Annotated in this window: 24 protein-coding genes, 1 tRNA gene and 1 pseudogene; 15 read left to right on the top strand and 11 right to left on the bottom strand. The window is 73.5% G+C overall.

Annotated elements, in window-relative coordinates; all coding sequences use genetic code 11:
- Nucleotides 1-143: 143 nt before the first annotated feature.
- From PV364_RS05085 to PV364_RS05065, 5 genes and pseudogenes are all read left to right on the top strand, one after another.
- On the top strand, nucleotides 144-1,397 hold the full coding sequence (locus PV364_RS05085; RefSeq protein ID WP_319658455.1) for an amidohydrolase family protein: 1,254 nt from the start codon (nucleotides 144-146) through the stop codon (nucleotides 1,395-1,397).
- Between the two features lie 28 nt (nucleotides 1,398-1,425).
- Complete coding sequence (locus PV364_RS05080) at nucleotides 1,426-2,088, top strand: SDR family oxidoreductase (protein WP_319658454.1); 663 nt, start codon at nucleotides 1,426-1,428, stop codon at nucleotides 2,086-2,088.
- A gap of 122 nt (nucleotides 2,089-2,210) precedes the next feature.
- Entirely contained in the window at nucleotides 2,211-3,395 is a 1,185-nt protein-coding gene (locus PV364_RS05075; RefSeq protein WP_319658453.1) for a Kelch repeat-containing protein, read from the top strand.
- Between the two features lie 127 nt (nucleotides 3,396-3,522).
- Nucleotides 3,523-4,962 (top strand): Kelch repeat-containing protein, encoded by a 1,440-nt coding sequence (locus PV364_RS05070; protein WP_319658452.1) that lies wholly within the window; start codon nucleotides 3,523-3,525, stop codon nucleotides 4,960-4,962.
- A gap of 160 nt (nucleotides 4,963-5,122) precedes the next feature.
- Nucleotides 5,123-5,554: pseudogene (locus tag PV364_RS05065) on the top strand (MarR family winged helix-turn-helix transcriptional regulator); the annotation flags it as partial.
- A 475-nt stretch (nucleotides 5,555-6,029) separates the two neighbouring features.
- Here PV364_RS05065 and PV364_RS05060 read toward each other — a convergent pair.
- On the bottom strand, nucleotides 6,030-6,944 hold the full coding sequence (locus tag PV364_RS05060) for an aldo/keto reductase (protein ID WP_319658451.1): 915 nt from the start codon (nucleotides 6,942-6,944) through the stop codon (nucleotides 6,030-6,032).
- A 148-nt stretch (nucleotides 6,945-7,092) separates the two neighbouring features.
- Here PV364_RS05060 and PV364_RS05055 point away from each other — a divergent pair, with 148 nt between their 5' ends.
- The 6 genes from PV364_RS05055 (at nucleotide 7,093) to PV364_RS05030 (ending at nucleotide 12,441) form a co-directional block, all read left to right on the top strand.
- On the top strand, nucleotides 7,093-8,025 hold the full coding sequence (locus tag PV364_RS05055; protein WP_319658450.1) for a helix-turn-helix transcriptional regulator: 933 nt from the start codon (nucleotides 7,093-7,095) through the stop codon (nucleotides 8,023-8,025).
- A gap of 178 nt (nucleotides 8,026-8,203) precedes the next feature.
- Nucleotides 8,204-9,187 carry an ABC transporter permease gene (locus PV364_RS05050; RefSeq protein WP_319658449.1) on the top strand — a complete coding sequence of 328 codons (984 nt, stop codon included), beginning with the start codon at nucleotides 8,204-8,206 and terminating at the stop codon, nucleotides 9,185-9,187.
- A 344-nt stretch (nucleotides 9,188-9,531) separates the two neighbouring features.
- Nucleotides 9,532-10,077, top strand: a complete 546-nt coding sequence (locus PV364_RS05045; RefSeq protein ID WP_319658448.1) for a hypothetical protein — start codon at nucleotides 9,532-9,534, stop codon at nucleotides 10,075-10,077.
- Nucleotides 10,078-10,386: 309 nt separating this feature from the next.
- Nucleotides 10,387-11,076, top strand: coding sequence for a hypothetical protein (locus tag PV364_RS05040; RefSeq protein ID WP_319658447.1), 690 nt, complete (start codon nucleotides 10,387-10,389; stop codon nucleotides 11,074-11,076).
- 31 nt (nucleotides 11,077-11,107) lie between these two features.
- Nucleotides 11,108-11,665, top strand: coding sequence for a SigE family RNA polymerase sigma factor (locus PV364_RS05035; RefSeq protein WP_319658446.1), 558 nt, complete (start codon nucleotides 11,108-11,110; stop codon nucleotides 11,663-11,665).
- Nucleotides 11,662-12,441 (top strand): hypothetical protein, encoded by a 780-nt coding sequence (locus PV364_RS05030; protein WP_319658445.1) that lies wholly within the window; start codon nucleotides 11,662-11,664, stop codon nucleotides 12,439-12,441. The genes PV364_RS05035 and PV364_RS05030 overlap by 4 nt, the downstream gene beginning before the upstream one ends.
- Before the next feature lie 34 nt (nucleotides 12,442-12,475).
- Here PV364_RS05030 and PV364_RS05025 read toward each other — a convergent pair whose 3' ends face one another.
- The 6 genes from PV364_RS05025 to PV364_RS05000 form a co-directional block, all read right to left on the bottom strand.
- On the bottom strand, nucleotides 12,476-14,455 hold the full coding sequence (locus PV364_RS05025) for a S9 family peptidase (RefSeq protein WP_319658444.1): 1,980 nt from the start codon (nucleotides 14,453-14,455) through the stop codon (nucleotides 12,476-12,478).
- A 267-nt stretch (nucleotides 14,456-14,722) separates the two neighbouring features.
- Nucleotides 14,723-15,022 (bottom strand): hypothetical protein, encoded by a 300-nt coding sequence (locus tag PV364_RS05020; RefSeq protein ID WP_319658443.1) that lies wholly within the window; start codon nucleotides 15,020-15,022, stop codon nucleotides 14,723-14,725.
- The gene (locus PV364_RS05015; protein ID WP_319658442.1) at nucleotides 15,019-15,450 is read right to left on the bottom strand and encodes a hypothetical protein; all 432 of its coding nucleotides are present in this window, start codon (nucleotides 15,448-15,450) and stop codon (nucleotides 15,019-15,021) included. Before PV364_RS05015 ends, PV364_RS05020 begins: the two co-directional genes overlap by 4 nt.
- A 152-nt stretch (nucleotides 15,451-15,602) precedes the next feature.
- Nucleotides 15,603-15,956 (bottom strand): VOC family protein, encoded by a 354-nt coding sequence (locus PV364_RS05010; RefSeq protein ID WP_319658441.1) that lies wholly within the window; start codon nucleotides 15,954-15,956, stop codon nucleotides 15,603-15,605.
- 132 nt (nucleotides 15,957-16,088) lie between these two features.
- A complete protein-coding gene (locus PV364_RS05005) occupies nucleotides 16,089-16,520 on the bottom strand; it encodes a DUF4259 domain-containing protein (RefSeq protein ID WP_319658440.1) in 432 nt (143 codons plus the stop codon).
- A 271-nt stretch (nucleotides 16,521-16,791) separates the two neighbouring features.
- A tRNA-Tyr gene (locus PV364_RS05000) sits at nucleotides 16,792-16,873 on the bottom strand.
- Nucleotides 16,874-17,060: 187 nt separating this feature from the next.
- Here PV364_RS05000 and PV364_RS04995 point away from each other — a divergent pair.
- From PV364_RS04995 to PV364_RS04980, 4 genes are all read left to right on the top strand, one after another.
- Complete coding sequence (locus PV364_RS04995) at nucleotides 17,061-17,549, top strand: YajQ family cyclic di-GMP-binding protein (RefSeq protein WP_319658439.1); 489 nt, start codon at nucleotides 17,061-17,063, stop codon at nucleotides 17,547-17,549.
- 251 nt (nucleotides 17,550-17,800) lie between these two features.
- Complete coding sequence (locus tag PV364_RS04990) at nucleotides 17,801-19,120, top strand: radical SAM protein (RefSeq protein WP_319658438.1); 1,320 nt, start codon at nucleotides 17,801-17,803, stop codon at nucleotides 19,118-19,120.
- A 1-nt stretch (nucleotide 19,121) separates the two neighbouring features.
- A complete protein-coding gene (locus PV364_RS04985; protein WP_319658437.1) occupies nucleotides 19,122-19,574 on the top strand; it encodes a flavodoxin family protein in 453 nt (150 codons plus the stop codon).
- 97 nt (nucleotides 19,575-19,671) lie between these two features.
- Nucleotides 19,672-21,054 carry an FAD-binding oxidoreductase gene (locus tag PV364_RS04980; RefSeq protein ID WP_319658436.1) on the top strand — a complete coding sequence of 461 codons (1,383 nt, stop codon included), beginning with the start codon at nucleotides 19,672-19,674 and terminating at the stop codon, nucleotides 21,052-21,054.
- A 25-nt stretch (nucleotides 21,055-21,079) separates the two neighbouring features.
- Here the strand turns inward: PV364_RS04980 and PV364_RS04975 are convergent, their stop codons facing one another.
- The 4 genes from PV364_RS04975 to PV364_RS04960 form a co-directional block, all read right to left on the bottom strand.
- Complete coding sequence (locus tag PV364_RS04975; RefSeq protein ID WP_319658435.1) at nucleotides 21,080-21,466, bottom strand: YccF domain-containing protein; 387 nt, start codon at nucleotides 21,464-21,466, stop codon at nucleotides 21,080-21,082.
- Between the two features lie 57 nt (nucleotides 21,467-21,523).
- Nucleotides 21,524-22,384, bottom strand: coding sequence for a zinc metalloprotease HtpX (gene htpX / locus PV364_RS04970; RefSeq protein ID WP_319658811.1), 861 nt, complete (start codon nucleotides 22,382-22,384; stop codon nucleotides 21,524-21,526).
- A gap of 132 nt (nucleotides 22,385-22,516) precedes the next feature.
- Nucleotides 22,517-24,031 (bottom strand): NADH-quinone oxidoreductase subunit N, encoded by a 1,515-nt coding sequence (locus PV364_RS04965; RefSeq protein WP_319658434.1) that lies wholly within the window; start codon nucleotides 24,029-24,031, stop codon nucleotides 22,517-22,519.
- Nucleotides 24,031-25,602, bottom strand: coding sequence for an NADH-quinone oxidoreductase subunit M (locus PV364_RS04960; RefSeq protein ID WP_319658433.1), 1,572 nt, complete (start codon nucleotides 25,600-25,602; stop codon nucleotides 24,031-24,033). The genes PV364_RS04965 and PV364_RS04960 overlap by 1 nt, the downstream gene beginning before the upstream one ends.

Here is a 25,602-nt window from a genome sequence, read left to right as displayed (position 1 = left end):
CCGGGCGGCGGCCACGCGCCACCCACCCGGTGCCGTACGTCACTTGACGGCACCAGTACGACTATTCGCTCTTCCCGGACGGATCGGGCACCGGCCCCTAGGCTCGGATCCGCGTGATCTTGCCTCCGGCCCCGAGGAGCGCGATGACCGACAGCCAGCCGCAACAGCCCGCCGACCCGCTCCGCGGCGAATCCGCCCCGGCGCCCGCACTCCTGCTCTGCGGGGGCCGCCTCGCCGACGGCCGGACGGTCGACGTGCGCCTGGCCGGGCCCCGGATCGAGGCCGTCGGCACCGCGGGCAGCCTCACCGGTGACGGACAGACACCCCGCGTCGACCTGGCCGGCTATCTGTTGCTGCCCGCACCCGCCGAACCGCACGCCCACCTCGACACCGCCCTGACCGCGGACTGCGCCGGGCCGCCGTCCTACGAGGGCGAGGAGGTCCAGCGCCGGGTGACCGAGGCGGCCCTCCTGCAGCTCGGGCACGGCGTGACCGCGGTGCGGGCCCACGCGCGGATCGGCGACGTGCAGGGGCTGCGCGCGGTCGAGGCCGTCCTCCAGGCCCGGCGCGCCCTGCGCGGGCTGATCGAGGTGCAGGCCGTCGCCGTGCCCCGGGTGCTCACCGGTGCCGCCGGCGCGGACAGCCTCGCGATGCTCCACGACGCGCTGAAGATGGGGGCCGGCGTGGTGGGCGGCTGCCCCGACCTGGACCCCGACCCCTCCGGGTACGCGGAGGCGGTGCTCGGCGTCGCCGCGGAGTACGGGCTCCCCGTCGACCTGCACACCGACGCGGCCGACCCCGCCCGGCTCTCCCGGCTCGCCGCCATGGCCGGCGGCCTGCGCCCCGGGGTCACCCTGGGGCCGTGCGGGGGTCTGGCCCTGCAGGGAGCCGACACCGTCACCCGGCTCGCCGGGCAACTCGCGGCCGCCGGGGTCTCGCTGACCGCCCTGCCGCAGGGCGGCTGCGGCGCCATGGAGTCCGTGCGCCGGGGCACCACCGCCCCGGTGCGCGCGCTGCGCGCGGCCGGGGTGCGCGTCGCCGCGGGCAGCGGGGCGCTGCGCGACCTCACCAACCCGGTGGGCCGGGGCGACCCCCTGGAGGCCGCGTTCCTGCTCGCGTCGCACGGCGAGTGCTCCCCCGCGGAGGCCTACGACGCGATCAGCCGCGAGGCCCGGGCCGTCATGGGCCTGCCCGAGGTGCGGGTCGAGGCGGGCTTCCCCGCGGAACTGCTGGCGGTGCGCGCCGAGCGGCTGGAGAACGCGCTGTCGCTCGCGTACAGCCGGGTCGTGATCCACCGCGGGAGGGTGGTCTCGCGCACCAGTGCGGTCCGCGAGTTCACCGACACGCTCGCGCTCGACCTGCCACGTCAGTCCCGGAGCCGCCGAGATCCGGCATGAGCCGTCCGGCGGGCGTACGGTCGGTGGCATGCGCACTGTGATCGCTGGTGGACATGGACAGATCGCGCTGCGGCTGGAGCGGCTGCTCGCCGGGCGCGGTGACGAGGTGGCGGGCATCATCCGCAAGCCTGAACAGGCCGCGGCGCTGAGAGAGGCCGGCGCGGAGCCGGTCGTCCTGGACCTGGAGGCGGCCTCGGTCGACGAGGTCGCGGAGGTCCTGCGGGACGCCGACGCGGTGGTCTTCGCCGCCGGCGCGGGACCCGGCAGCGGCGTCGCGCGCAAGGAGTCCGTCGACCGGGACGCGGCCGTGCTGCTCGCCGACGCGGCCGAACGCGCGGGCGTGCGCCGCTATCTGATGGTCTCGTCGATGGGCGCCGACTCCGATCCCCGGCCGGGCACCGACGACACCTTCGCCGCCTATCTCAAGGCCAAGGGCGCCGCCGACGCGGCGGTGCGGCACCGTGCCGCCCTCGACTGGACCGTCCTGCGGCCCGGCCTGCTCACCACCGACCCGGGCACCGGCCGGGTGCGGCTCGCCGCGTCCACCGGCTACGGGTCGGTGACCCGCGACGACGTCGCCGCGGTCCTGGCCGAACTCCTGGACACCCCGTCGACGGCCGGCCTGACACTGGAACTGATCGGTGGTCACACCCCGGTGCCGGTCGCGGTCAAGGACGTCGCCGGCAACTGAGCGTCACTTCATTCGTTTGGCCGTCACAGTGAGCAACCCCCTGTGGCGGCCTCTTGAATGGCCTCATCAGTCTCATTTCGGCCGTAGCGGAACGCTGCGGCGTGCCACGAAAGAGGTGTCCGATGAGGCGTATCGAACGATCGGGTCAGGACGACACTCCGCCCGGCATATCCCGCACAGGCCGCCGCCATCGCTGGCGGCGGCTCGTCGTCCTGGCGCTCGCCCCCCTGCTGGCGCTGACCGCCACCGGCGCGACCGCCCAGGGCGTGTGGCTGACCCTCCCCTCCATCCCCACGGCCCGTTCGGGCCACGCGGCGGCGACGGCGCCGTGCCCGGGCGGACTGCAGAAGGCGTGCGTGTACGTGTTCGGCGGGCAGCTCACTGCCGGTGGCCTGCGCAACGAGTTCGAGGCCTTCAACCCGGTCACCAACGCCTGGGCCACCCTGCCCCCGCTGCCCACGCCGCGCAGCGGCCTCGCGGGCCGCGGGGCGCCCTGCCCGGGCGGACTCGACGACGGGTGCGTGTACGCCATCGGCGGGACCAACGGCACCACGCCGCTGAAGACCGTGGAGGCGTACAGCCCGGCCACCAACGCCTGGGCCACCCTCCCCGACCTGCCCACCGCCCGTGAGGACCTCGCCGCGGCGAAGGCGCCCTGCCCGACCGGGCTCGGCCTGCGCGGCACCTGTGTGTACGCGATCGGCGGCCGGAACGCGAGCGGCCCCCTCACCACGGTGGAGGCGTACAGCCCGGCCACCGAGACCTGGGCCACCCTGCGTGACCTGCCCGTCGCCCGCACCGACCTCGGCGCCGTGGGCGCCCCCTGTCCTCCCGGCCTCGGCCTGCACGGCGGCTGCGTCTACGCCATCGACGGCACGGGCAACGGCTCGGTGACGGTCTACAGCCCGGTCACGAACGCGTGGGTGACGCTCCCCGCGCTCCCGGTCTCGCACGGCGACCGCCCTGCGGTGGTCGCGGCTCCCTGCCCGGGCGGACTGCCGGGCGGCTGCGTGTACGTCATCGGCGGCACCAGCGCGGGTGTGCTGCTGCGCGCCGTGCACGCGTACAGCCCGGTGGCCAACTCCTGGGTGACCCTGCCGCTGACGCCCACCCCGCACCGGCGGACCGCCGGCACGGTGGCGCCGTGCCCCAAGGAGTCCGCGAGCCCCTGCGTGTACGTCGTCGGCGGGCTGCCCGACAACGGGGGCGTGGCGGGTGCGGCGACCGAGGCCTTCGCGGTCGAGCACCACCGCCAGCGTCCCGGCGGACCCGGAGGACCCGGGGGACCCGGCGGGCCTCGCGGATGAACGGGCCCACCACCCTCGTGCCTGCGCCCCTCGACACACCTTTGCGCTCCGCCTGTTCGAGCACGTACCCCGCAACTGCCCTTGGGGGCGCGGCAGCAGCCGCGTCCCGCCATGGAAGAGGTAATCGATGAGGCGCATCCGACGGTCCGGGCCCGGGTCGGGACCCCGGTCCGCGACCGCCCCGGCCGGCCATCTCAGGCGCCGCCGGCGGCTCGCCGGGCTCGCCGGCCTTGTCCTGGCCCCGCTCCTCGCGCTGGTGCCCACGGGCGCGACGGCGGACGGCGTATGGCTGGACATCCCCCCGCTGCAGACCCCGCGCGCGGAGCTCGCGGCCGCACCCGCACCCTGCCCGCCGGGCTTGCGGCAGACCTGCGTGTACGCCTTCGGAGGCCGTGACGCGGGAGGGCTGACCCACACCCTCGAGGCGTACAGTCCCGCCACCAACGCCTGGATCACCCTGGCCCCGCTGCCCACGGCGCGCACCGGGCTGGCGGGCAAGGCGGCTCCGTGCCCGGAGGCCGTGAAGAAGAAGACGTGCGTGTACGCCGTCGGCGGCTCCGTCGATCGCAGTGTCGTGGGCACGGTGGAGGCCTACAACCCGGCCGCCAACACCTGGATCGACATCCCCCCGCTGCCCACCCCCCGCAGCGACCTGGGCGCGGCACCGGCGCTCTGCCCCGAGGGGTACGGCCTGCGCGGCGCCTGCGTGTACGCCGTCGGGGGCAGGACGGACACGGACGCGGCAGTGGGCACGGTGGAGGCCTACAGTCCGGCAACCGGCACTTGGGCCACCCTGCACGACCTGCCCACGCCGCGGGCCGGGCTCGCCGTCGCCTCCGCGCCGTGTCCCGAGGCGCCCGGGCTGCGCGGACTGTGCGTGTACGCGTTCGGCGGGCGTGACGACGCCGGGATCAGCCTGCGGACGGTCGAGGTCTACAGCCCCGTCACCAACGCCTGGCTCACCTTGCGGCCGCTGCCCACCGCCCGCGACAGCTTCGCCGTCGCGCCGGCGCCCTGCTCGGACGGACCGCGCGGACGGTGCCTCTACGTCTTCGGCGGCGTCCAGAGAACGGGCGTGGCGCCGGACCGCCTCCTGGACACCGTCCAGGCCTACAGCCCGGTGGCAGACACCTGGTCGATCCTGCCTCCGTTGCGGATCGCCCGTTCCCACCTGGCGGTCGCCTCCGCGGCGTGCCCCAAGACGTCGAAGGGGGTCTGCCTCTATCCCCTCGGCGGATTCGTCACGACCGGTCCTCCTTTCGTCCTCACGGACACGGCGGAGGCCTTCGCCATCAAGCACGAACTCCCGCCGGCCCGCCCGACGCTGGGCGAGCGTCCGTACGGCGGCGGTGGCGGCGGCGGGAGGCCCGACGCCGCACAGGGCGGCGGCCGGGAGCAGGCGGGCCGGAACGAGCAGGCCGGCGGCCGTCCGGGCGGCGGCTGGAACGACAACGGTCCCCGGCAGAGCACCCGCGACGGCCTCGGCCAGGGCAACGACCGCACCGAGACCGGCCAGAACGATCTGGACGACGCCGGCACCGGCCGCTCAGGGCCCCCAGCGGGCTGACGGGAACACCCTTCGGGCCGGCGCCTCCCCAGGTGCCGGCCCGCGGTCCGTCAGGGGTGACGCGTCCTCACCGGCCGTGCCCGCCCGGGTCCGCGGCCCGGTCACGGCGGCATCCCCGGAATAGTAGCTGCGGACATAATATCCGCATACAGTATCTCGTATGAAGCTCGACTACACGCCCGGCTATCTGGTGTGGCGGCTGTCCATGAAGTGGCGCGCCGCCGTCGACCGCGCGGTCGGCCCGCTCGGCCTCACCCACGCGCAGTACTCGCTCCTGGCGTCGCTGTACGGCATGACACGCGGCGGGACGCGCCCCAGCCAGCGCCAGCTCGCCGACCACACGGGCCTGGAGCCGATCTTCGTCTCGAAGCTCGTCCGCACCCTGGAGGCGGCCGGCCTCGTACGCCGCGACGCCCACCCCGACGACGCCCGCGCGGTCCAGCTCACCCTCACCGACGAGGGCGCCGACGTGGCCGTCCGGGCGGTCGCGGTCGTACGGAAACTCCACGAGGAACTGACCGCACCCCTCGGCGGACCGGGCGCCGCGCCCACCGCCGAGTTCACGCACGCCCTGCACACCCTCCTCGGCACCGACGACAGGAGCAGGAGCACGTCCGTCACCCCCGCCCCCACCCCCCTGACCGGCCAGGACATCGGCAGCGCCCACCACTCGACCCGCGCCGTGCTCGACGTGCTCCTCCAGCGGCACGGACTCGACTTCGGCCAGTGGGCCGCGCTGCGCACCCTCGCCACCCGCGGCGAGGCCCTCGGCCGCCCCGACCTGGAACGGGTGCTGACCGAGAGCCGCGCCTTCACGCCCGAGGCCTCGAGCACCCTCGCCGACCGCCTCACCGATGCAGGGCTCGCCACCGCCGACGCCTCCGGCGCCCTTACCCCCACCCCCCGGGGCGACGCCCTCCACGCGGAGATCACCGAGGCCCTGGCGGTCGTCACCGACCGCATCTACGGCCGCCTCGACCCCGCCGACCTGGCCACCACCCAGCGCACGCTCGCACTGATCACCGAACGGGCACGCGAGCTGCACGACGAGTTCCAGGCCTCCTCTTCTAGGCCTCCTCGTCCCTCCGCTCCGGGACGAGCGCGGTGATCGCCGCGATCTCCTCGGCCGTCAGCACGAGGTCCCGCGCGGCCAGGTTCTCCCGCAGGTGGCCGATGCTCGTGGTGGCGGGGATCGGCAGCACGGCGGGCGAGCGGGCGAGCAGCCAGGCCAGGGCGACCTGCGGGACGGTCGCCCCGTGCCGGGCTGCGACGGGGCCCAGCACCGCGCGCAGCGCCTCCGGGCCGCCGGTGTCGGTGGCCGCCCCCGGCGGCGTGAGCGAGACCGGCTGCCAGGGCACGAAGACCGCGCCGGCCGCCGCGGTCGCTTCCAGCAGGGCGGCCTCGCCCCGGGCGGCCACATTGAAGTGGGCCGTGACGGCGGCGATCGGGGCGATCCCGCGCGCCGCGGCCAGCTGGGCGGGGGTCACGTTCGACAGCCCGATGTGCCGGATCAGGCCCTCCTGGCGCAGCGCGGCGAGGGTGCCGACCTGTTCCTCGAAGGACGCGTCCCGCGCCCAGCCGCTGTGCAGGTAGTACAGGTCGATCCGCTCGACCCCGAGCCGCCGGGCGCTGGTGTGCACGCACTGCCGCAAGTAGTGCGCGTTGCCGACGGCACTGATCGTCGACAGGTCGCGGCCGCCGCGGACGAAGCCGCCCTTGGTCGCGATCGCGAGCCCGTCGCGGTGGGGGTGCAGGGCCGCGCGGATCAGCTCCTCGTTGGTGTGGGGTCCGTAGACGTCGGCCGTGTCGATCAGGGTCACGCCCGCCTCGACCGCCTGCCGCAGCAGCCGTACGCCGCCGTCGTGGTCGGGGTACGGCCCCCACAGCTCAGGCCCGGTGAGCCGCATCGCGCCGTAGCCGATCCGGCCGACGTGCAGGTCGCCGCCGAGTGCGAGCGTCCTTCGTTCCGCCGTGGTGCTCATGGGGTCCGCCTTTCGCCGGGGACCCACGCCGGTCGTGGGTGCCTCCGGGGTCCCACCGTCGTGCCGCCGGGGGCGCGGTGCCAGGGAGGACCGTGCCTGTGCAGACCGGTACCAGGCACGCGGCGCGGCGGCGCCGGACACTGGAGTCATGGAGCACCGTGGTGACACCTCCGGCGGCCCTCCCGGCGGCCCGCCGGGCAGCGCCTCCGGCGGGAACGAGCTGGGCGACTTCCTGCGCGCCCGCCGCGCCGCCCTCGACCCGCGCCGGGCGGGCCTGCCGGACGACGGCCGGCTGCGCCGCGTACCGGGCCTGCGCCGGGAGGAACTGGCCCAGCTCGCGCACGTGAGCATCGACTACGTCGTACGGCTGGAGCAGGGCCGCACCCGCCGGGTGTCCCGCCCCGTCCTCGACGCGCTCGCGGACGCCCTCCAACTCGCCCCGGACGAACGGGCGTACCTCTTCGCCGTCGCCGACGTCGCGCCGGCCGCCCCGGCACGGCGGCCGGCCGCGCAGACGGTCGACCCGCAACTGCTCCAGGTGCTCGACGGCATGCGCGACGTGCCCGCGCTGGTCCTCGGGCGCCGCCAGGACGTACTGGCCTGGAACGCCGCCGCGACCGCTCTGCTCACGGACTTCGCCGCGGTGCCGCCGGGCGAGCGCAACCTGATCCGGATGACCTTCCTCGACGAGGCCTACCGCGCCCTGTACACGGACTGGCCGCGCGCGGCCCGGGACTGCGTCGCGGTGCTGCGCATGGAGGCCGGCCGGCACCCCGACGACCCCGCCCTGGCCGCCCTCGTGGGCGAACTCACCGCGCGCGACCCGGACTTCCGCACCTGGTGGGAGACGCACCGGGTGCGCGGTCCCCGGCAGCTCACCAAGACCTACCGCCACCCGGTCGTGGGCCGGCTCACGCTGGACGTCCAGCAGCTGTCCGTGGCGACCGCGCCCGACCAGCTCCTGGTGGCGTACACGGCCCGGCCGGACTCACCGTCCTACGAGGCGCTGCGCTTCCTGCTCCAGTGGTCCGGGCGGGCCGGCGACCGGCCCGCGCGGGGCGGGCCCCGAAGCCAGGCCTAGGCATTCCGGCGCCCGCGGCCGCGGTGGCGACCGCGGAACCCGGGCAGTACTTTGACTCACGACAGCTTTCGCATGCTTTGTACGGAAAGGGCATTCCCGCCGGGCCCGCGTGGCGCACAGGCAGCCCGGGCCCGGGCGCACGAGGAGCGGCCGGAATCGCGGAGGATGCGATGCGCGAATGAACGCGGAACGCCAGTCGGTCTGTTCGCGGTTCCTGCCGGCGCTCGTCCTCATCCCGATCCTGGCCGTCATGGCCGGGCTCTTCGCCGGCTCGTACAGCTTCGCCATGGCCCATCCCACGCCGCACCGCGTGCCGGTCGGGGTCGTCGACGAAGCGCCCGCCGTGGGGACCTTCGTGGCGCGCCTGGACGCGGGGCTGAGCACCCAGTTGGAGGAACGGCGCTTCGCCACCCGCGCCGCGGCCGTCGAGGCCGTGGAACGGCAGCGCATCTTCGCCGTGCTGCAGGCCGGGCCCGGCGGCAGAGGCGTCACCCTCGAACTCGTGCCGGCCGCCGGCGCCTCGGTAGCCCGGGTCCTGGCGACCGCGGCGCCCGGCGCGGCCGCGCAGGCCGGCGTACCGCTCACCGTCACCAGCCTCAAACCGCTGCAGCCCGGCGACCCGCAGGGCCTGGCCATCTTCTACATCACCCTGGCCGCCATCATCATCGGCTTCGTCGGGTCCGGCCAACTCACCGTGCACGCACCGGACCTGCGGCCGCTGGAGCGCCTGGCGGCGATCGTGGCCTACTCGGCGCTCGGCGGCTTCGCGATCTGCGCCGTCGTGGACTGGGGCCTTGACGTGCTGCACCTGCCGTTCTGGGAGTCCTGGGGCATCCTGACCATGACCATGGTGACGTCGGCCCTGGTCTTCACGATGTTCCACATCCTCTTCGGCCGCTGGGCGATCCTGCCCACCTGGGCGCTGATGGTCGTGCTGGGCAATCCGTCCTCCGGCGGCGCGGTGTCCTGGCCGCTGCTGCCGCAGCCGCTGGGCGCCATCGGGCGCTGGCTCCCGCCCGGGGCGTCGGTCAACGCCCAGCACAACGCCATCTACTTCTACAGCCACCAGTACGCCTTCCCGTTCCTGGTGCTCATCGGGTGGGCCCTGCTGGCCGCGGCGGTCTACTGGATCCGGCGCTACCGCCACCGCCCGGCGTCGTGATGCTCCGGCGCGTCGCGTCCCGGGCCTCGTCCGGCGGGGTCTCCGCGCGGCCTCCTCGGCGCCGGCGTGCGGTGACCTTCGCCACGTCGCGGTCGCGCCGGGACGCGGTTCCCGAACGGGCGAAGTGCCCGAAATGCCGCGCCGGGGAGGGCCTGCGGGAGGCCCGGGCGGAACCGGGCGGCGGGAAGGGGCGGCGGACGGCTGTGAGCCACGTCCTGTCGGCACCCCGGCGAGCGTCCTACGCTGGCCGGCCAGGCACGCCCCTCGCGGGCGCGCCAGTGCTCGCGACCGCAATGACGCGCCGGCAGAGGACCACGGCGGGCACATGTGAAGGACGGTTCACGATGCCCACTGATCTCTCGCCATTCATCGCCGCCGCCACGCGCTGGCTGCTCTCGGCGTTCCCGCCGGCGGCCGGCCCGCTCAACCACGCCCTGGCCGAGGCCCAGGCGTGGCAGGCGGCCACCATCGCCGCCGCCCTCCGCTACCCCACCCCGCTCGACGCCGAGCTGCTCACCATGCTCGGCCCCGGCGGCTCCGGCCGCCTGGACGCGGTCACCGGCGCCGACGTCCACCCGACGGCGGACGACGACCGCGTCTGGCGGACCTGGGTGGACGAGACCGTCGTGAGCTGGGCCGCCTGCCTGCTCGCCGACGTGGAACTCGCCGCGGCCGCGGCGGCCTGCCTGGCCGCGACCCACCACGGCGCGGGCGGCTCCGGCGCCGTGGGCGACGCGCGCCGCCTGACGATCCCCAGCCCCCGCGACCACAGCGCGGCCCCGCTGCTCCGCCACCCCGACCTCCTGGGCCCCATCGCCGGCCTCCACCGCGAGGGCCTGCTCGGCCTCCTCTACGCCGACCCGACGGGCGACACCTCCCTGCGGGCGTAGGGCGCGCACCGCCGGCCCACGGGGCGTCCCCTCCCTGCCGGCGTCGCACGGACGGGTTCTCCGGCGTCAACTCCGCTCGTTGCCGGTGGACTTCGCACGGTCGGGGATCCTCCGCGCCCGGACCGGAAACGCATTGGCCGCGCCGGGCGTGCAACCTGCCACGCACATTTGGGAGTACCTAAGGACGGACGTCCCCACGGCGGCCACCACATCCGGTGACCGCCGCAGGCCGGCGCGCGGGCCCAGCGCGCCGGCCGCCGAGGACCGCCCGGCGCCGTGCCGGGCACCGGCTGCAAGGAGAAACTCCCCATGGCTCTCAGTTCAGCAAGGAAGGCCGCCCTGGCCGCCGTCATGGCGACGGTGGTCGGCGCGCTCTCGTTCGGCGCCTCCGCGATGGCGGCCGCGCCGAGCCCGGCCGCTTCGGGCCCGGCCGTCCACCGGGCCGCGGCGCCCGCTCCCGGCTCCGCCGCCGCTGCCAGCGCGCACCGGCAGGCGCCGCGGGTCGTCACCCAGCTGATCGGCAAGGGCCGGGTGGACGGCCGGCGCTGGTCCGTGTCACTGGAGTTCCACCGCACCCTGCCCAAGGGCTACACGCTGCCCACGCTTCCCGGCGGCGACACCGTGCCCGGTGACGCCCTGCTCTGCCAGCGCATGTACATCGGCGGCGTGCGCATCGACCACCAGGGCGGCCCGTGGAGCGACTGCCAGCCCGTCACCGGGGCCCACGACTCCCAGGGCAGCGGGAGCCTGGGCCTGTGGGGCCTGCAGGACAAGGGCACCACCGGCACCCGGCTGATGGTCTCCACCCCCGGCCCCGAGGTCGCCTACGGCATGCTCCACCTCTCCGACGGCACGCGGGTGCGGGCGAACACCGTCACCCTGCCGGGCACCGACTACCGCGGCTGGGCCGCGCCCATAGCCGACGGCCAGACGATCGACGCGGTCGACGAGTACGACGCCCAGGGCAAGCGCCTGAGGCACGACACCTTCTGGCACTGACCACCGAGGCGAAGGACGGGCACTTCCTGCCGTGCAGTCACGTGATCGCAGGGCCGCCGACAGCGGACCGGACGCGGAGTTCTCCCGCTTCGTCGCCGCCCGCTGGCGATCCCTGACCCACACCGCGTACCTGCTCACCGGCGACTTCCACGAGGCGGAGGACCTGGTGCAGACGACGCTTGCCCGGGTGTACCCGCACTGGCGCCGACTGCGGCCCGAGTCCGCCGAGCAGTACGTGCGGCGCGCCCTGGTCAACACCAACCGCAGCCGGCACCGCCGCCGCAGGATCGCCCATCTCCTCCTCGCCTCCGTGCCCGACACCCGCCCCGTCCCCGACGACGGGGCGGGCGTCGGCGCCGTGGACGGGAACGACGCCCTGGCCCGCCTGCTGTCCGTCCTGCCCGAGCGCCAGCGGGCGGTCGTGGTGCTGCGCTACTGCGAGGACCTGTCCGCCGAGGAAGTGGCCGACGTCCTCGGCTGCTCGGTCGGCACCGTGAAGAGCCAGGCGTCCCGGGCCCTGGCCAGACTGCGCAGCGACGCCAGGCTCGCCCCTCCCCACCGGCCCGGCCGCCCCCTAGAGGCACGATGACTCCCGACCCCGAGCAGGAAGACCGGCTGCGCGCCGCCTTCGCCAGGTCACGCGACGCCTACCCCTCGTCCCGGCCGCCCGTCGAGCGGATCCTGACCTTCGCGCGCACCCGCAGGAGGCGCCGCCGGGCCGCGGCCGCCGCCACGGCCGGAGCCGCGTGCGTGCTCACCGCCGCCCTGACCCTGCCGTTCCTCGGTTCGCACCCCTCGGCCGGCCCCGCGCACACGGGCTCCCCTTCCGCGAGCCCCACCGCCACCGGCACGGCCCGCACCCCCGACACGGTCACCGTCCGCGTCGCCGAGGGGACGACGGACGGTCAGCCCTGGTCGGTGGCGCTGGAGTTCCACCGCACCCTGCCCGAGGGCTACACCCGGCTCGTCCTCCCCGACGGCAGCACCACTCCCGGCGACGCCCTGCTCTGCCAGCGCATGTACATCGGCGGGGTACGCATCGACCACCAGGGCGGCCCCTGGAGCGACTGCCAGCCCGTCACCGGCACCGACGACCCACAGGCCGGCGGAAACACCGGCCTGTGGGGCCTGCACGACAAGGGCACCACCGGCACCCGGCTGATCGTCTCCCACCCCGGCCCCGAGGTCGCCTACGGCGTGCTCCACCTCTCCGACGGCAGCCAGGTGAAGGCCTTTGTGATCACCCTCCCCGGTACCGGGTACCGCGCCTGGGCCGCCCCCGTCCCCGGCGGACGGACGATCACCTCGGTCGACGAGTACGACGCCGGCGACCGGCGGCTCGGCCACTACACCGACTGGCGCTGAGCCGGCCCGCGGTCGGCACTTCCGCGGGCCCGGATCAGGCCGGTTTGCCCTGCCCGTCCACCGGCCGCCCGTCCTGACCGGGGCTGCCGGCACCGGGGCTGCCGAGCCGGCGGTCGAACCACGCCCGGGTGCGCCGGAGCAGGTCGAGCAGATGGCCGCGTTCACCGATCATGTGGCCCTCGCGGGGGTAGGTGACGAACTCGTGCTCGACACCGAAGTGCCGCAGTGCGCGGTGGAAGAGGACGGCCTGGCCGATGGGCACATTGGTGTCGTGCTCCCCGTGCAGGATCAGCACCGGGGTGCGGATCCTGGACGCGTACGAGATCGGGCTGACCCGGTCGTGCGGGTGCGGGCCCGGTCCCTCCCAGCCGACGCTGCCGCTGACGCCGGCCTCGTTGGCCGGTCCCCACTCGCCGGTCGCGGCGAGCATGCCCCAGTCGCTGACCCCGGCACCCATCACCGCGGCCTTGAAGCGGTCGGTCTGCCCCACCGCCCACGCCGCCATGTACCCGCCGTGGCTCCAGCCGCCGATCCCGAGCCGGTCCGGGTCCGCGACGCCCTCCGCGATCAGCAGGTCGATGCCCTCGGTGATGTCGGTCCACTCGGCACCGCCGGCCGCCCCCGCCGCCATCGCCGCGAAGGGATGGCCGTGGCCCTCGCCGCCGCGCGGGTTGGGCAGGAAGACGGCGTACCCGGCGGCCGCGAACCACTGCCCCGGCGGCAGGTCGATGTGGAACTGGAACTCGTCGGCGTAGCGCCCGTACGGGCCGCCGTGCACGATCGTGATGAGCGGGAAAGGGCCGTCCTCGCGGCTCCGGCCGGGCGGCAGGAGCAGCAGCCCGTCCAGAGCGAGGCCGTCGGACGCCTTGTAGGACAGCCGTTCCTGACTCCCCCACACGACGTCGCGCAGTTGCGGCCTGGTGTCGCTGACCCGGGCCAGCGCACCTTCGGGGGACCCGGCGTGCACGTCCTTCGGCTCATGGGCCGTGCCCGCCATCACGGCGATCGTCCCACCGGACCCGCTCACGCTGAGCGCGTGGACGATGCCCTGCCTGCTGAACAGCCGCCGGAACCGCAGGTCCCGTGGGTCCAGCCGGAACAGAGCGGTGTCCAGGCCGTCGGCGAACAGCGCCAAGGGCGGGCCGTCGGCGGCCTGCACCAGTTCGGTCGGGCAGACGACCGTGTCCGCCGTCAGATTGCGGTGCTCCGCGGCGGGGCCGGCCTCCGGAACGGCGACGTCCAGGACCGCGCTGCCGCCCACGGTGCCGGGAGGAGTGGTCGTCAGGTAGGCCAGGTGCCACCCGTCGTCGGCGGCCCACCAGGCCGGCGAGCTCGCATCCGGCCCGGCGGGGCCGAGGTCGTGCACGGCCCCCGACACCGGGTCCACCACGTGCAGTTCGGCGGTGGACAACCCGGGATCGATGTCCGGGCTCGACCAGCTGACCACCGCCAGCGGGCCGCCGTCCGGGCGCTGCGCCATGTGCACGACGTGCCGGTCGCCCAGTTGGTCCACCACGCGCAGCTCACCACTGCCGAGATCGAGCAGCCGCAGGCGGGCGAAGGGCACCCGCTCGCCCCACACCTCGGCGTCGTCCCCCTCGGCCTCCCTGCGTTCGTCCTCCGCGTCGGGCTCGTCCTCCGCGATCACGGCGACCGTGCGTCCGTCGGCCAGCGGCAACTGGCCCGCGATACCGCTCGCCCAGGACGTGAGGGTCTCCGTCTCCCCGCCCCCGACCGGTATCCGGTGCAGCTGGCCGCCCGCGGTGAAGAACAGCGACGCCGAATCCGGCGCCCACCGCGGTGCGCCGTACCGGCCCGTCCCCTCGGTCAGCCGTCGGGAAGGCGCGCTCCCGTCGGCGGACGCCAGCCACAGGGTGCTGGCCGGGCGCTCCCGGACGCCTATCGTGCTCGCCGCGTAGGCGACCGCGCAGCCGTCCGGCGAGATTGCCGGGAACCGTGGCGCGACGCTGTCCACGATCAACTCGGCCAGCGATGTCGATGTCCTCTCGGTCAACCCGGTCAATTCGCCTACCCCATCCGTCCGTGACAACCCGACTGCAAAGGACCTTCATAACGTTCGGGTCGCGGCCCTGTCAGCGGTTCTGCCCACCGGGCGGCTCGCGGCGGCGCGCGGGGGCCAGGGGCGACGGTTCCCAGGACAGGCGCGCGCCGCTGGCGCGGGCGATCACGCGCAGATGGGGACCCGTGCTGCCGATGTACCGGGTCCGCCGCTCCCTGCGCGGCCACGCGTAGGCCGGGACACCGTCGTCCAGCAGGTCCGTCAGCCGCGGTGGCCCAGCGACTCGGCCGAGAACGCGTAGAGCGCGGGCAGCCGCGGGACGATCAGTCCGTAGTCGAGCATGCGGGCGAGGGCGTGCTCGTCGAGGACGGTCTCGTCGATGGGTGTGGTCACCGGATAGTCGGGCAGGAAGGACCGGCCGAGGTCGAGGAACATCCGGACGGCCCGGTGCCGCGGGTCGGGCAGCAGGGGCCCGAGGGCGGCCGCCCGGCCGAGCGCGAGGCGCGGCCGCGCCAGCATCGCGTGGGTGAACAGGACGCGCAGCAGCGCGACGTTCATCATGAACCGCTCCACCCGCGACTCGGCGGCGGCCAGGTCCTCGCGCTCCAGGTAGCCCGCGACGATGCTGGCGTTGTGCGCGCGGTACCAGCGGCCGGGGTCGGGTGCGCGGAGAAGTGAACCCAGAACTCGACGCTGCGGGCGTCGGCCGCGGCCGTGTTCCCGGCGCACAGCAGGTGGGCCTCGGTCTTGTCCCGCAGCAGGCGTTCGTTGACGGCCCGCCACCAGGGACTGCCGGGCCGCTCGGCGGTTTCCGGCGCGAGCACGACGCGGGCGAGCGACCAGCGCATGAAGCTCAACTCGGCATGTCCGTACCGGCGCCGTGGCCCCGAGGCCACCTGGTAGAACTCCCGCGCCGGCGCGTACCGTCCGGCCGGGTCGTCCCGTACGCGCGCGACCCGTTCCTCCGCGCGTGAGGCCGCGTCAGTCACGGCTGCTGCTCGATCGGCTCGGCGTCATACGAAGAGCTCACGGCTCGCGGGACCGGAACGTCACCGTACCCGCGGCGCGGACGGATCCCCTTGATTCACACCGCCGTCCGCGCCGGGTACCCCGCTACCGAGCCTTACGGCCCCTACGGCTCCTACGGCTGCCGCTGACCGAGGACACAGAACTCGTTGCCCTCGGGGTCCACCAGGACCACCCACGACTGGTCGCCCTGGCCGATGTCGACCCGCTTCGCGCCATGGGCTTCGAGGCGGGCCACCTCGGCGGCCTGGTCATCGGGCCTGAAGTCGAGATGCAGCCGGCTCTTGGCCTTCTTGCTCTCAGCGAGCCGGACGAAGTCCAGCCCCGGCAGCCGATCGGGCTCCGGGCGGATCTCGAACTCATCGTCGGAGGAGTGGACCACGACCCAGCCGAGGGCCTCGGCCCACCATTGCCCGAGGGCCGCCGGATCCTCCGAGTGGACAACTACCTGTTCCCATTCCAAGGCCATCCGCCGAGGTTAGACCTGCCGCGGCCCCGAGCACCAGGCACTTGGGTCGCCCCGGCCGGCGGTGTCCTGGGCCGCTGAACGCCTCGGCGTCGACAGCGACCACACCCGCCTCACACAACTCGCTGCCCTGCGCTACGGCTCGACAGCAAAGAGGGGGATGGTTGGTGGCGGCGGGAGGAGCACGCCACGAAGCCGGTTGAGCGTCGTACGCCATTGCCTGCCGTCTCGTGGGTCGATCCAGTTCGACGCCAATCCGCATTCGTCACTGACGACGCGGGCAAGGGCTTCGTCCGCCAGGGTCCGGAGGTCGAGGGGGAAGTTCGGCATGGGTGTTTCAGGGCCGTAGGGCGTGTCGACTGGTTCCCCGCCCGGACACTGCGCCGCGATCAGTGCCGCGGCGGCCACAGCCTCCTCCGCTTCCGTGAGGCAGCCGCTGGCCTCCACGGTACGGGTGAGTACGCCCCGGACCAGGGCTTCACGTTCTTCGGGCTGGGCGTTGTCGAGAGCGTGGGCGAAGTCTGCGGCACTGTCGTTGTCGAAGGCGCCGGTAGCCCAGGTACCCATGATGATCTCCTCGTACGGCTGGACCGGGAGCCTCGCACGAGCCACCGACAATGCGACCACGACAACGACCGGGCTCGGACACTCACCGGGCGCGGTCCGCCCGTCCCACACATGTCCCGCAGCCGCAGGCCGGCCCCCGGATCCCTGTCCACAGCCGCTCGGAGGGTTCATGCGTGAACGGGACGGAGCGAGACAGGGGCCCCCACCGGCCGAAGCAGGCAAAACAGCCCCTGCTCTGCGTTTCCGCAGTTCAGGGGCTGTGTTTCCACTGTGGCGGCGCCAGGATTCGAACCTGGGTAGGCTAAGCCGACGGATTTACAGTCCGCTCCCATTGGCCACTCGGGCACACCGCCTGGGAAGTGTCTCCAGGGGCCGTTTTGCGTGGTCCCCGTGGCGACGTCGTAAACAATACCCGATGCGTGGGGGTGCTCCGCCACCCTATTGATCAGCGCCTCCGGCGGGTCGGATGGCTAGGCTTGCGGGAGCGGCCCGGTGGTGGGTCGCGGACCTGACGGATCAGAGCCAAGGAGCCAACAGAAGATGGCCGACTCCAGTTTCGACATCGTCTCGAAGGTCGAGCGGCAGGAGGTCGACAACGCCCTCAACCAGGCCGCGAAGGAGATCTCGCAGCGCTACGACTTCAAGAACGTCGGCGCTTCGATCGCGTGGTCCGGGGACAAGATCGCGATGCAGGCCAACTCGGAGGAGCGGGTCAAGGCGATCCTCGACGTCTTCGAGACGAAGCTGGTCAAGCGCGGGATCTCGCTGAAGGCGCTGGACGCGGGCGAGCCCCAGCTGTCCGGCAAGGAGTACAAGATCTTCGCGTCGATCGAGGAGGGCATCTCCCAGGACAACGCGAAGAAGGTCGCCAAGATCATCCGCGATGAGGGGCCCAAGGGCGTCAAGGCGCAGGTGCAGGGCGACGAGTTGCGGGTGAGCTCGAAGAGCCGCGACGACCTTCAGGAGGTCATCGCGCTGCTCAAGGGCAAGGACCTGGACTTCGCCCTGCAGTTCGTGAACTACCGCTGACCGCGGCACGCCGAGGTCCCGGCCGGAGGAGGCGGCCGGGACCTTTGTCGTAGGCCGACGGGTCCGCGAGGTCGCCGGGGCGCCGGCACGGGTGGATTCGGACGGGTTCCTCCCCGTACGCAGACCGAGGTGAACGGGAGGGGCCGCCATCGTGAACCGCCCCGGCATGCGTAGGGTCGTTCGTTGAAGGTCTCCTCGGGCCCACCCTCCACGTGGGACCCGGGCAGTCGTCTCGAGGATGGAGCCGGGCAATGCAGAACCGCACCGCAGTGGTGGAAGACCTGATGGGCCGCTTCCCGCACGTGCCACGCGAAGCGGTCATCAAGGAGGACCTGCTGCGTGGCGGGATCGCGTTCGACGATTCCGCGCTCAGCGGTGGTGACGACGGCGACGTGAAACCGAAGTCGTACTTCATCTTCTCCTTCGACCACCGCACGCTGCCGGAGCTGGGCGCCGCCGCACTGAACCGCCCGCCCGAGGAGATCGTGCTCACCGGCGGTCCGTACGACCTGCGCCGCACCGTGGTGTCGGTCCGCGTCAACCCGTCCTCGCCGTACCGGGTCCAGGCCGGCGGCCGCGGGGTGCTGGGGCTGTACCTGGACGGGGTGCGCATCGCGGACGTGGGCCTGCCGCCGATGCCGGACTACTACCGGCACACCCTGGAGAACGGGAAGTCGGTGATGGAGGTCGCGCCGACGATCCAGTGGGGCTACCTCATCTACCTGACGGTCTTCCGCGTCTGCCAGTACTTCGGCGCCAAGGCGGAGTGCCAGTACTGCGACATCAACCACAACTGGCGCCAGCACAAGGCGGCCGGCCGTCCGTACACGGGCGTGAAGCCGGTCGAGGAGGTGCTGGAGGCGCTGGAGATCATCGACAAGTACGACACGGCGAAGACCTCCACCGCGTACACCCTCACCGGCGGGGCCATCACCAGCAAGGTGGCGGGCCGCGACGAGGCCGACTTCTACGGGCACTACGCCAAGGCCATCGAGGAGCGCTTCCCCGGCCGCTGGATCGGCAAGGTCGTCGCCCAGGCGCTGCCCAAGGAGGACGTGCAGCGCTTCAAGGACTACGGCGTGCAGATCTACCACCCCAACTACGAGGTGTGGGACCGCCGGCTGTTCGAGCTGTACTGCCCCGGCAAGGAGCAGCACGTCGGCCGCGACGAGTGGCACCGCCGCATCCTGGACTCCGCCGAGATCTTCGGCCCGCGCAATGTGATCCCGAACTTCGTGGCGGGCGTGGAGATGGCCGAGCCGTTCGGCTTCACCAGTGTCGGCGAGGCGATCGACTCCACCGCCGAGGGCCTGCGCTTCTTCATGTCGCGCGGCATCACGCCGCGCTTCACCACCTGGTGCCCGGAGCCGACGACGCCGCTCGGCAAGGCCAACCCCGAGGGCGCGCCGCTGGAGTACCACATCCGGTTGCTGGACGTGTACCGCGCGACGCTGGAGGAGTACGGCCTGTCCTCGCCGCCCGGGTACGGTCCGGCCGGTCCCGGCAACGCCGTGTTCTCCGTCAGCTCCTTCATGGACAGCATCCCCGCCGCCGCGGCCCCGGTCGGCTGAGGTGGCCACGCTCCTGATCGTCCATCACACGCCCTCGCCCCATCTCCAGGCGATGTTCGAGGCAGTGGTCGCGGGCGCGACGACGGACGGGATCGAGGGTGTGGACGTCGTACGGCGGCCGGCGCTGTCCGCGACCGCCTCCGACGTGCTGGCGGCGGACGGCTACCTGCTCGGCACGACCGCGAACCTGGGCTACATGTCGGGGGCGCTCAAGCACTTCTTCGACCAGGTCTACTACCCGTGCCTGGACGCGACGCGCGGCCGCCCCTTCGGCTACTGGGTGCACGGCGGGAGCGACCTGACGGGGACCGTGCGCGGGATCCGGTCGATCACCACGGGTCTGGGCTGGGAGCAGGCGGCGGCCGAGGTCATGGTCACCGGCGAGCCCTCCAAGGGCGATCTGGAGGCCTGCTGGGAGCTTGGGGCCGCCCTGGCGGCCGGGCTGTCCGCCTAGCCCGCCCGCGCCCCGCCCGGAGCCCGGCGGGGCCCCCGGCCCGACGTGCCGCCGCCGGGGCCCCGTCCTACCGTGGAGGAGGAGAGAGGGGCACGCGATGGCACCCCGGATCCTCGACGACACGGCACTGGATGCGCTGCGTTCCGGCCTCGACGGGGAGGTCGTCACTCCGGGCGATCCGGCGTACGACGAGAACCGCACCGTCTTCAACGCGATGATCGACCGGCGTCCGGCGGTCGTCGCGCTCTGCGCGTCGGCCGGGGACGTGGCGTCGGCGGTCGGTTTCGCGCGCGGGCGCGAGCTGGAGATCGCCGTGCGCGGTGGCGGCCACAGCGTCGCCGGTACGTCCCTGACCGACGGTGGTCTCGTGGTCGACCTGCGGCGCATGCACGCGGTGGTGGTGGATCCCCGGGCGCGTACGGCGCGGGTCGGCGGCGGCGCCCTGATGAGTCATCTGGACCGCGCGGCGCAGCCGTACGACCTGGCCACCACCGGCGGCCGGGTGTCGACGACCGGGGTGTGCGGCTTCACCCTGGGCGGCGGTTCGGGGTGGCTGGAGCGCAGGTTCGGGCTGGCCTGCGACAGCCTGGAGGAGGTCGAGCTCATCACGGCGGACGGCACCATGGTGCGCGCCGCGCAGGACGAGAACCCCGAGCTGTTCTGGGCTCTGCATGGCGGCGGCGGGAACTTCGGCGTCGTCACCTCGCTGACGCTGCGGCTGCACCCCGTGCCGCGGATGACCGCGGCCCTGCTGCTGTGGCCGCCCGAAGCGGGGCCGGAACTGCTGCGCGCCTACCGGGACTTCATGGAGTCGGCGCCACCGGAGGTCGGCGGCGCCATGCTCTATGTGACGGCCCCGCCGGAGGACTTCGTCCCGCCGCACATGGCCGGCACCATGGTGGCGGCCGCCCTGGTGACGTACATCGGCCAGGAGGAGCCGGCGCGGGAGCTGATCGCGCCGCTGCTGGCCCTCTCCCCCGAGGGCAGCATGATCGCGGAACTGCCGTACGCGGAGCTGCAGGGCATGTTCGACGACCCTCCGGGCTACCGCAACTACTGGTCCGCGGAGTACCTGGAGTCGCTGCCGGACGAGGCCGTGGAACGCTTCTGCGCCAGGTCCCGGGCGATGGTCGTCCCCTCCCCCTCGCAGCAGGTCCTCTTCCCCTGCGGCGGCGCCATGACGCACGGCCCTGACGACTACCCGCTGCCCTGGCGCCGTGCCGCCTGGGTGGCCCACCCCTTCGGGCTGTGGGAGAACCCCGCGGACGACGGCCGGGCGCGGCAGTGGGCCCACGACGTGCGCGAGGACATGAAGCCGTGGTCCACCGGCGCCGTCTACCTCAACTTCATCGGCGACGAGGGCGCGGGGCGGGTCATCGCCGGGTTCGGCGCGCACAATCTGAGCCGGCTCGCGCGGGTGAAGACCGAGTACGACCCGGACAACGTCTTCCGGCTCAACCACAACATCGCGCCCGGCTGAGCCCTCCCCCGCGGACCGCCGCGCCTCACTCCTCGACGGGGACGATCTCGCGGCCGAGCGGCACCAGGGAGATCGGCACCATCTTGAAGTTGGCGATGCCGAAGGGGATGCCGATGATCGTCAGGCAGAAGCCGATGCCGGCGACGACGTGACCGATGGCGAGCCAGATACCCGCGAAGATCAGCCAGATGATGTTGCCGATGGTCGAGGCGACGCCGGCGCCGGGGCGCTCCACCGTGGTGCGGCCGAACGGCCACAGCACGTAGTTGGCGATGCGCAGCGAGGCGATGCCCCACGGAATGGTGACGATGAAGACGAACATCAGCAGGCCGAGCAGGGCGTAGCCGATGGCCATCCACAGCCCCCAGATGATCAGCCACACGACGTTCAGGACGAGGTTGATCGGCTTCATGCTGTCAGCCTCCCACGGGAGCGCGGGCGGTGCCCGCGAGGGATCGGTGACCGGCACTCAAGGGCGGTGACCGGCCATCTCCTCCAGCCGGGCGATGCGCTCGGCCATCGGCGGGTGGGTCGAGAAGAGCTTGGACGCGTCGCCCGGGCGGAACGGGTTGGCGATCATCAGGTGGCTGGTGGTCTCCAGCCGCGGCTCGGGCCGCAGCGGCAGGCGCTTGGTGCCCGCGTCCAGCTTGCGCAGGGCGGAGGCCAGGGCGAGCGGGTCCCCGGTGAGGCGGGCGCCGGAGGCGTCGGCCTCGTACTCGCGGGAGCGGCTGACGGCGAGCTGGATGAGGGACGCCGCCAGCGGGCCCAGGATCATCAGCAGCAGCATGCCGAGCAGGCCGGGGCCCTCGTCGTCGTCGGAGCGGCCGATGGGGATCAGCCAGGCGAAGTTGACCAGGAACATCACGACGGAGGCCAGGGCGCCGGCGACCGAGGAGATGAGGATGTCGCGGTTGTAGACGTGGCTGAGCTCGTGGCCGATGACGCCGCGCAGCTCGCGCTCGTCCAGGATGCGCAGGATGCCCTCGGTGCAGCACACCGCGGCGTTGCGCGGGTTGCGGCCGGTGGCGAAGGCGTTGGGGGCCTCGGTCGGGGAGATGTAGAGCCGCGGCATCGGCTGCCGGGCGGCGGTGGAGAGCTCGCGGACCATCCGGTAGAGGGCCGGGGCCTCGAACTCGCTCACCGGCCGCGCGCGCATCGCCCGCAGGGCGAGCTTGTCGCTGTTCCAGTAGGCGTACGCATTGGTGCCGACCGCGATGACGAGCGCCACGACCAGTCCCGTCCGGCCGAAGAAACTGCCGATGACCAGGATGAGTGCCGACAGTCCGCCGAGGAGCGCGGCGGTCTTCAGCCCGTTGTGCCGGCGGTGCACGGTCACCCTCCAAGATGTGCAGCAGGAAGACGTTTTCTCCGTTTTCCTAGGAGAACCTCCTGTAAGGGCCAACGCCACCGGGGGGACGTTAGTTCCCTTGTGCGCTTTCCACAGGATGCTCGGAGCGAGTGCTCAGAGCAGCGTGCTCGACGCGAAGCGCAGGACGAGCTGCGGCGCACCCGACAGGGCGACCCCGATGACGGCGGTGAGCGCGATGGCGGCCGTCAGGGGGGCGGGGGTACGGGTGCGCTCGGCGGCCGCCGGGTCCGCGGCCGGGGCCTCGGCGCGGGTGAAGAGCAGGGCCGTCCAGCGCAGGTAGTACACCAGGGCGATGACGACGTTGACGGCCGTGACGGCGGCCAGCCAGCCCAGGCCCGCGTCGACCGCCGAGGAGAAGACGGCGACCTTGGCGAAGAGGCCGATGACGCCCGGCGGCAGACCGGCCAGGCACAGCAGGAAGAAGGCCATGGCGAGCGCCGCGAACGGGTGGCGGGCGTACAGGCCGCGGTAGTCGGTGAGCCGGTTGCCGGGCGCCGTGCGGGCGACGAGGGCGGCGACGCCGAAGGCGCCGAGGTTCACGGCGCCGTACATCAGGGCGTACGCCAGGGTGATGCCGACCTGGCGTTGCGGGTCGGCGTACGCGGCGGCGGCGATCGGCACCAGGAGGTAGCCCGCCTGGCCGATGGAGGACCAGGCCAGCAGGCGCACCGCGCTGCGCGACTGGCCGGGGCGCTGCCGCAGGGCGGCGACGTTGCCGACGGTCATGGTGAGCGCGGCCAGGACCGCGACGACGGGGCCCCACACGTGCGCGTACGGCTCGAAGGCGACGACCGTCACCAGGATGAGGCCGGAGAAGCCGGCGGCCTTGCCGACGACCGACAGGTAGCCGGCGACGGGCAGCGGGGCGCCGGTGTAGGTGTCGGGCACCCAGAAGTGGAAGGGGGCCACCGCGAGCTTGAAGGCGAACCCGACGACGGTCAGGGCGGCGCCCGCGGCGGCGAGGGCGTCCAGGCGCGGATCGACTGCGTCCAGGCCACGGGCGATGGCGTTCAGGTGGAGGCTGCCCGTGGCGGCGTAGACGAAGCTGACGCCCAGCAGGGTGACCGCGGTCGCGGCGACGGAGGTGAGGAAGAACTTCAGCGCCGCCTCGCCCGACAGGCGGTCGCCGCGGCGCAGGCCCACGAGCGCGAAGGAGGGCAGTGTGGTGACCTCCAGTGCGATGACGAGGGTCGCCAGGTCGCGGGAGGCCGGCAGCAGCGCCGCCCCGGCGGCCGAGGACAGCAGCAGGAACCAGAACTCGCCGGCCGGCATCCGGTCCGTCAGGTGGACCGAGAGCAGGGCGGCGACCAGCGCCCCGGCCAGCACCAGCAACTGCACGACCAGGGTGAAGTGGTCGGCGACGTAGGAGCACTCGCCGGGACGGCCGGCCAGGCAGAAGGTGGTGCGGTCGCCGTCCAGCAGCGGCAGCAGGCCGAGCCCGGCCAGGACCAGGCCGCCGACGGTGATCCAGGCGAGCACCTGCTTGCGGCCCTCGGGCAGGAACAGGTCGGTGACGAGCACGACCAGCGCGGCCGCCGCGGCAATGGCGGGCGGCGCAATCGCCGCCCAGTCGACGGACTGGATGACGGAGGTGGCGAGGGGGCTCATCAGCTGCCTCCGAGCAGGGAGCGCACGGCCGGGTCGGTCAGGCCGAGCAGGACGGCGGGCCATAGGCCGGCCAGGACGGTGAGGGCGACCAGCGGGGTCCAGGCGGCGAACTCGTAGCCCCGTACGTCGGCGAGGGCCGGTGCACCGGTGACGGTGTCGCGGTCGCCCATGCAGACCCGGCGCACGACGACCAGGAGGTACGCGGCGGTCAGCAGGGTGCCGAACGCGGCGATCGCGGTGAACGTGAGGTACGCGCCCCGGTCCAGGCCCGCGGCGGGCTCGAAGGAGCCGAACATGGCCAGCATCTCGCCCCAGAAGCCCGCCAGGCCCGGCAGGCCGAGGGAGGCGACGGCCGCGAAGGCGAGCAGCGCGCCCATGCGGGGGGCGCGGCCGTAGAGCGCGGCGCCGGTACGGCCCGCCAGGCCGTCCAGGTCGGTGGTGCCGTAGCGGTCCTTCAGGGCGCCGACCAGGAAGAAGAGGAGGCCGGTGATCAGGCCGTGGGCGATGTTGGCGAAGAGCGCGCCGTTGACGCCGGTCGGGGTCAGGGTGGCGATGCCCAGCAGGACGAAGCCCATGTGTCCGACGGAGCTGTAGGCGATCAGGCGCTTGAGGTCGCCGCCGGTGCCGCTGCGGGCCAGCGCCAGGCACGCCAGCGATCCGTAGATGATCCCGACGACGGCGAAGGCGGCCAGATAGGGCGCGAAGGTCCGCATGCCGTCGGGGGCGATCGGCAGCAGGATCCGCACGAAGCCGTACGTGCCCATCTTCAGCAGGACGCCGGCGAGCAGCACCGATCCGACCGTGGGGGCCGCGGTGTGGGCGTCGGGGAGCCAGCTGTGCAGCGGCCACATCGGGGCCTTCACCGCGAGACCGATGCCGATGGCGAGGACGGCGATCAGCTGCGTGGAGTGACTGAGCGCAGCAGCGGGGCCACTGTCAGTGGCGAGTGCCACCATGTCGAATGTGCCGGCCTTCACCCCGATGAGGAGCAGGCCGAGCAGCATGACCACGGAGCCGAGCAGTGTGTAGAGGATGAAGCGGAGGGCGGACTTCTCCCGGTTCTCGCCGCCCCAGCGGGCGATGAGGAAGTACATCGGGATCAGGACGGTCTCGAAGGCCAGGAAGAAGAGCACCAGGTCGAGCACGGCGAAGGTCGCCAGCGTGCCCGACTCCAGCAGGAGCAGGAGCGCGACGAACGCCTTCGGGGACGGGCCCGCGGGCATCTTGAAGTAGCTGTAGAGCGCGCAGAGGAAGGTCAGCAGCGCGGTCAGGACGAGGAGGGGGAGGCTGATGCCGTCGACACCCAGGTGGAGGTGGATGCCGAGCGCCGGGATCCAGTTGATGTCGGTGGTCGCCTGCATCGTCGCCGGCCGGCCGTGGTCGAACCCGGCGGCCAGGACGACGGTGAGGGCGAGCACCAGACCGGTGACGGTCACGCCGTGGCGCAGCACGGCCTGGTCAGGGTTCTTGCCCTTGAGGCCGGGCGGGGGCGGCAGCAGGGCGCCGGCGGCCCCGAGCAGCGGCAGGACGACGACGGCCGCGAGGACGTACGGGAGGACGGTGTCGTTCAC

The organism is Streptomyces sp. MI02-7b, assembly GCF_033793585.1.
GTDB lineage: Bacteria > Actinomycetota > Actinomycetes > Streptomycetales > Streptomycetaceae > Actinacidiphila.
The sequence above is the reverse complement of the archived record's forward strand: the minus strand, read 5'-3'. Positions and strand labels throughout refer to the sequence as shown.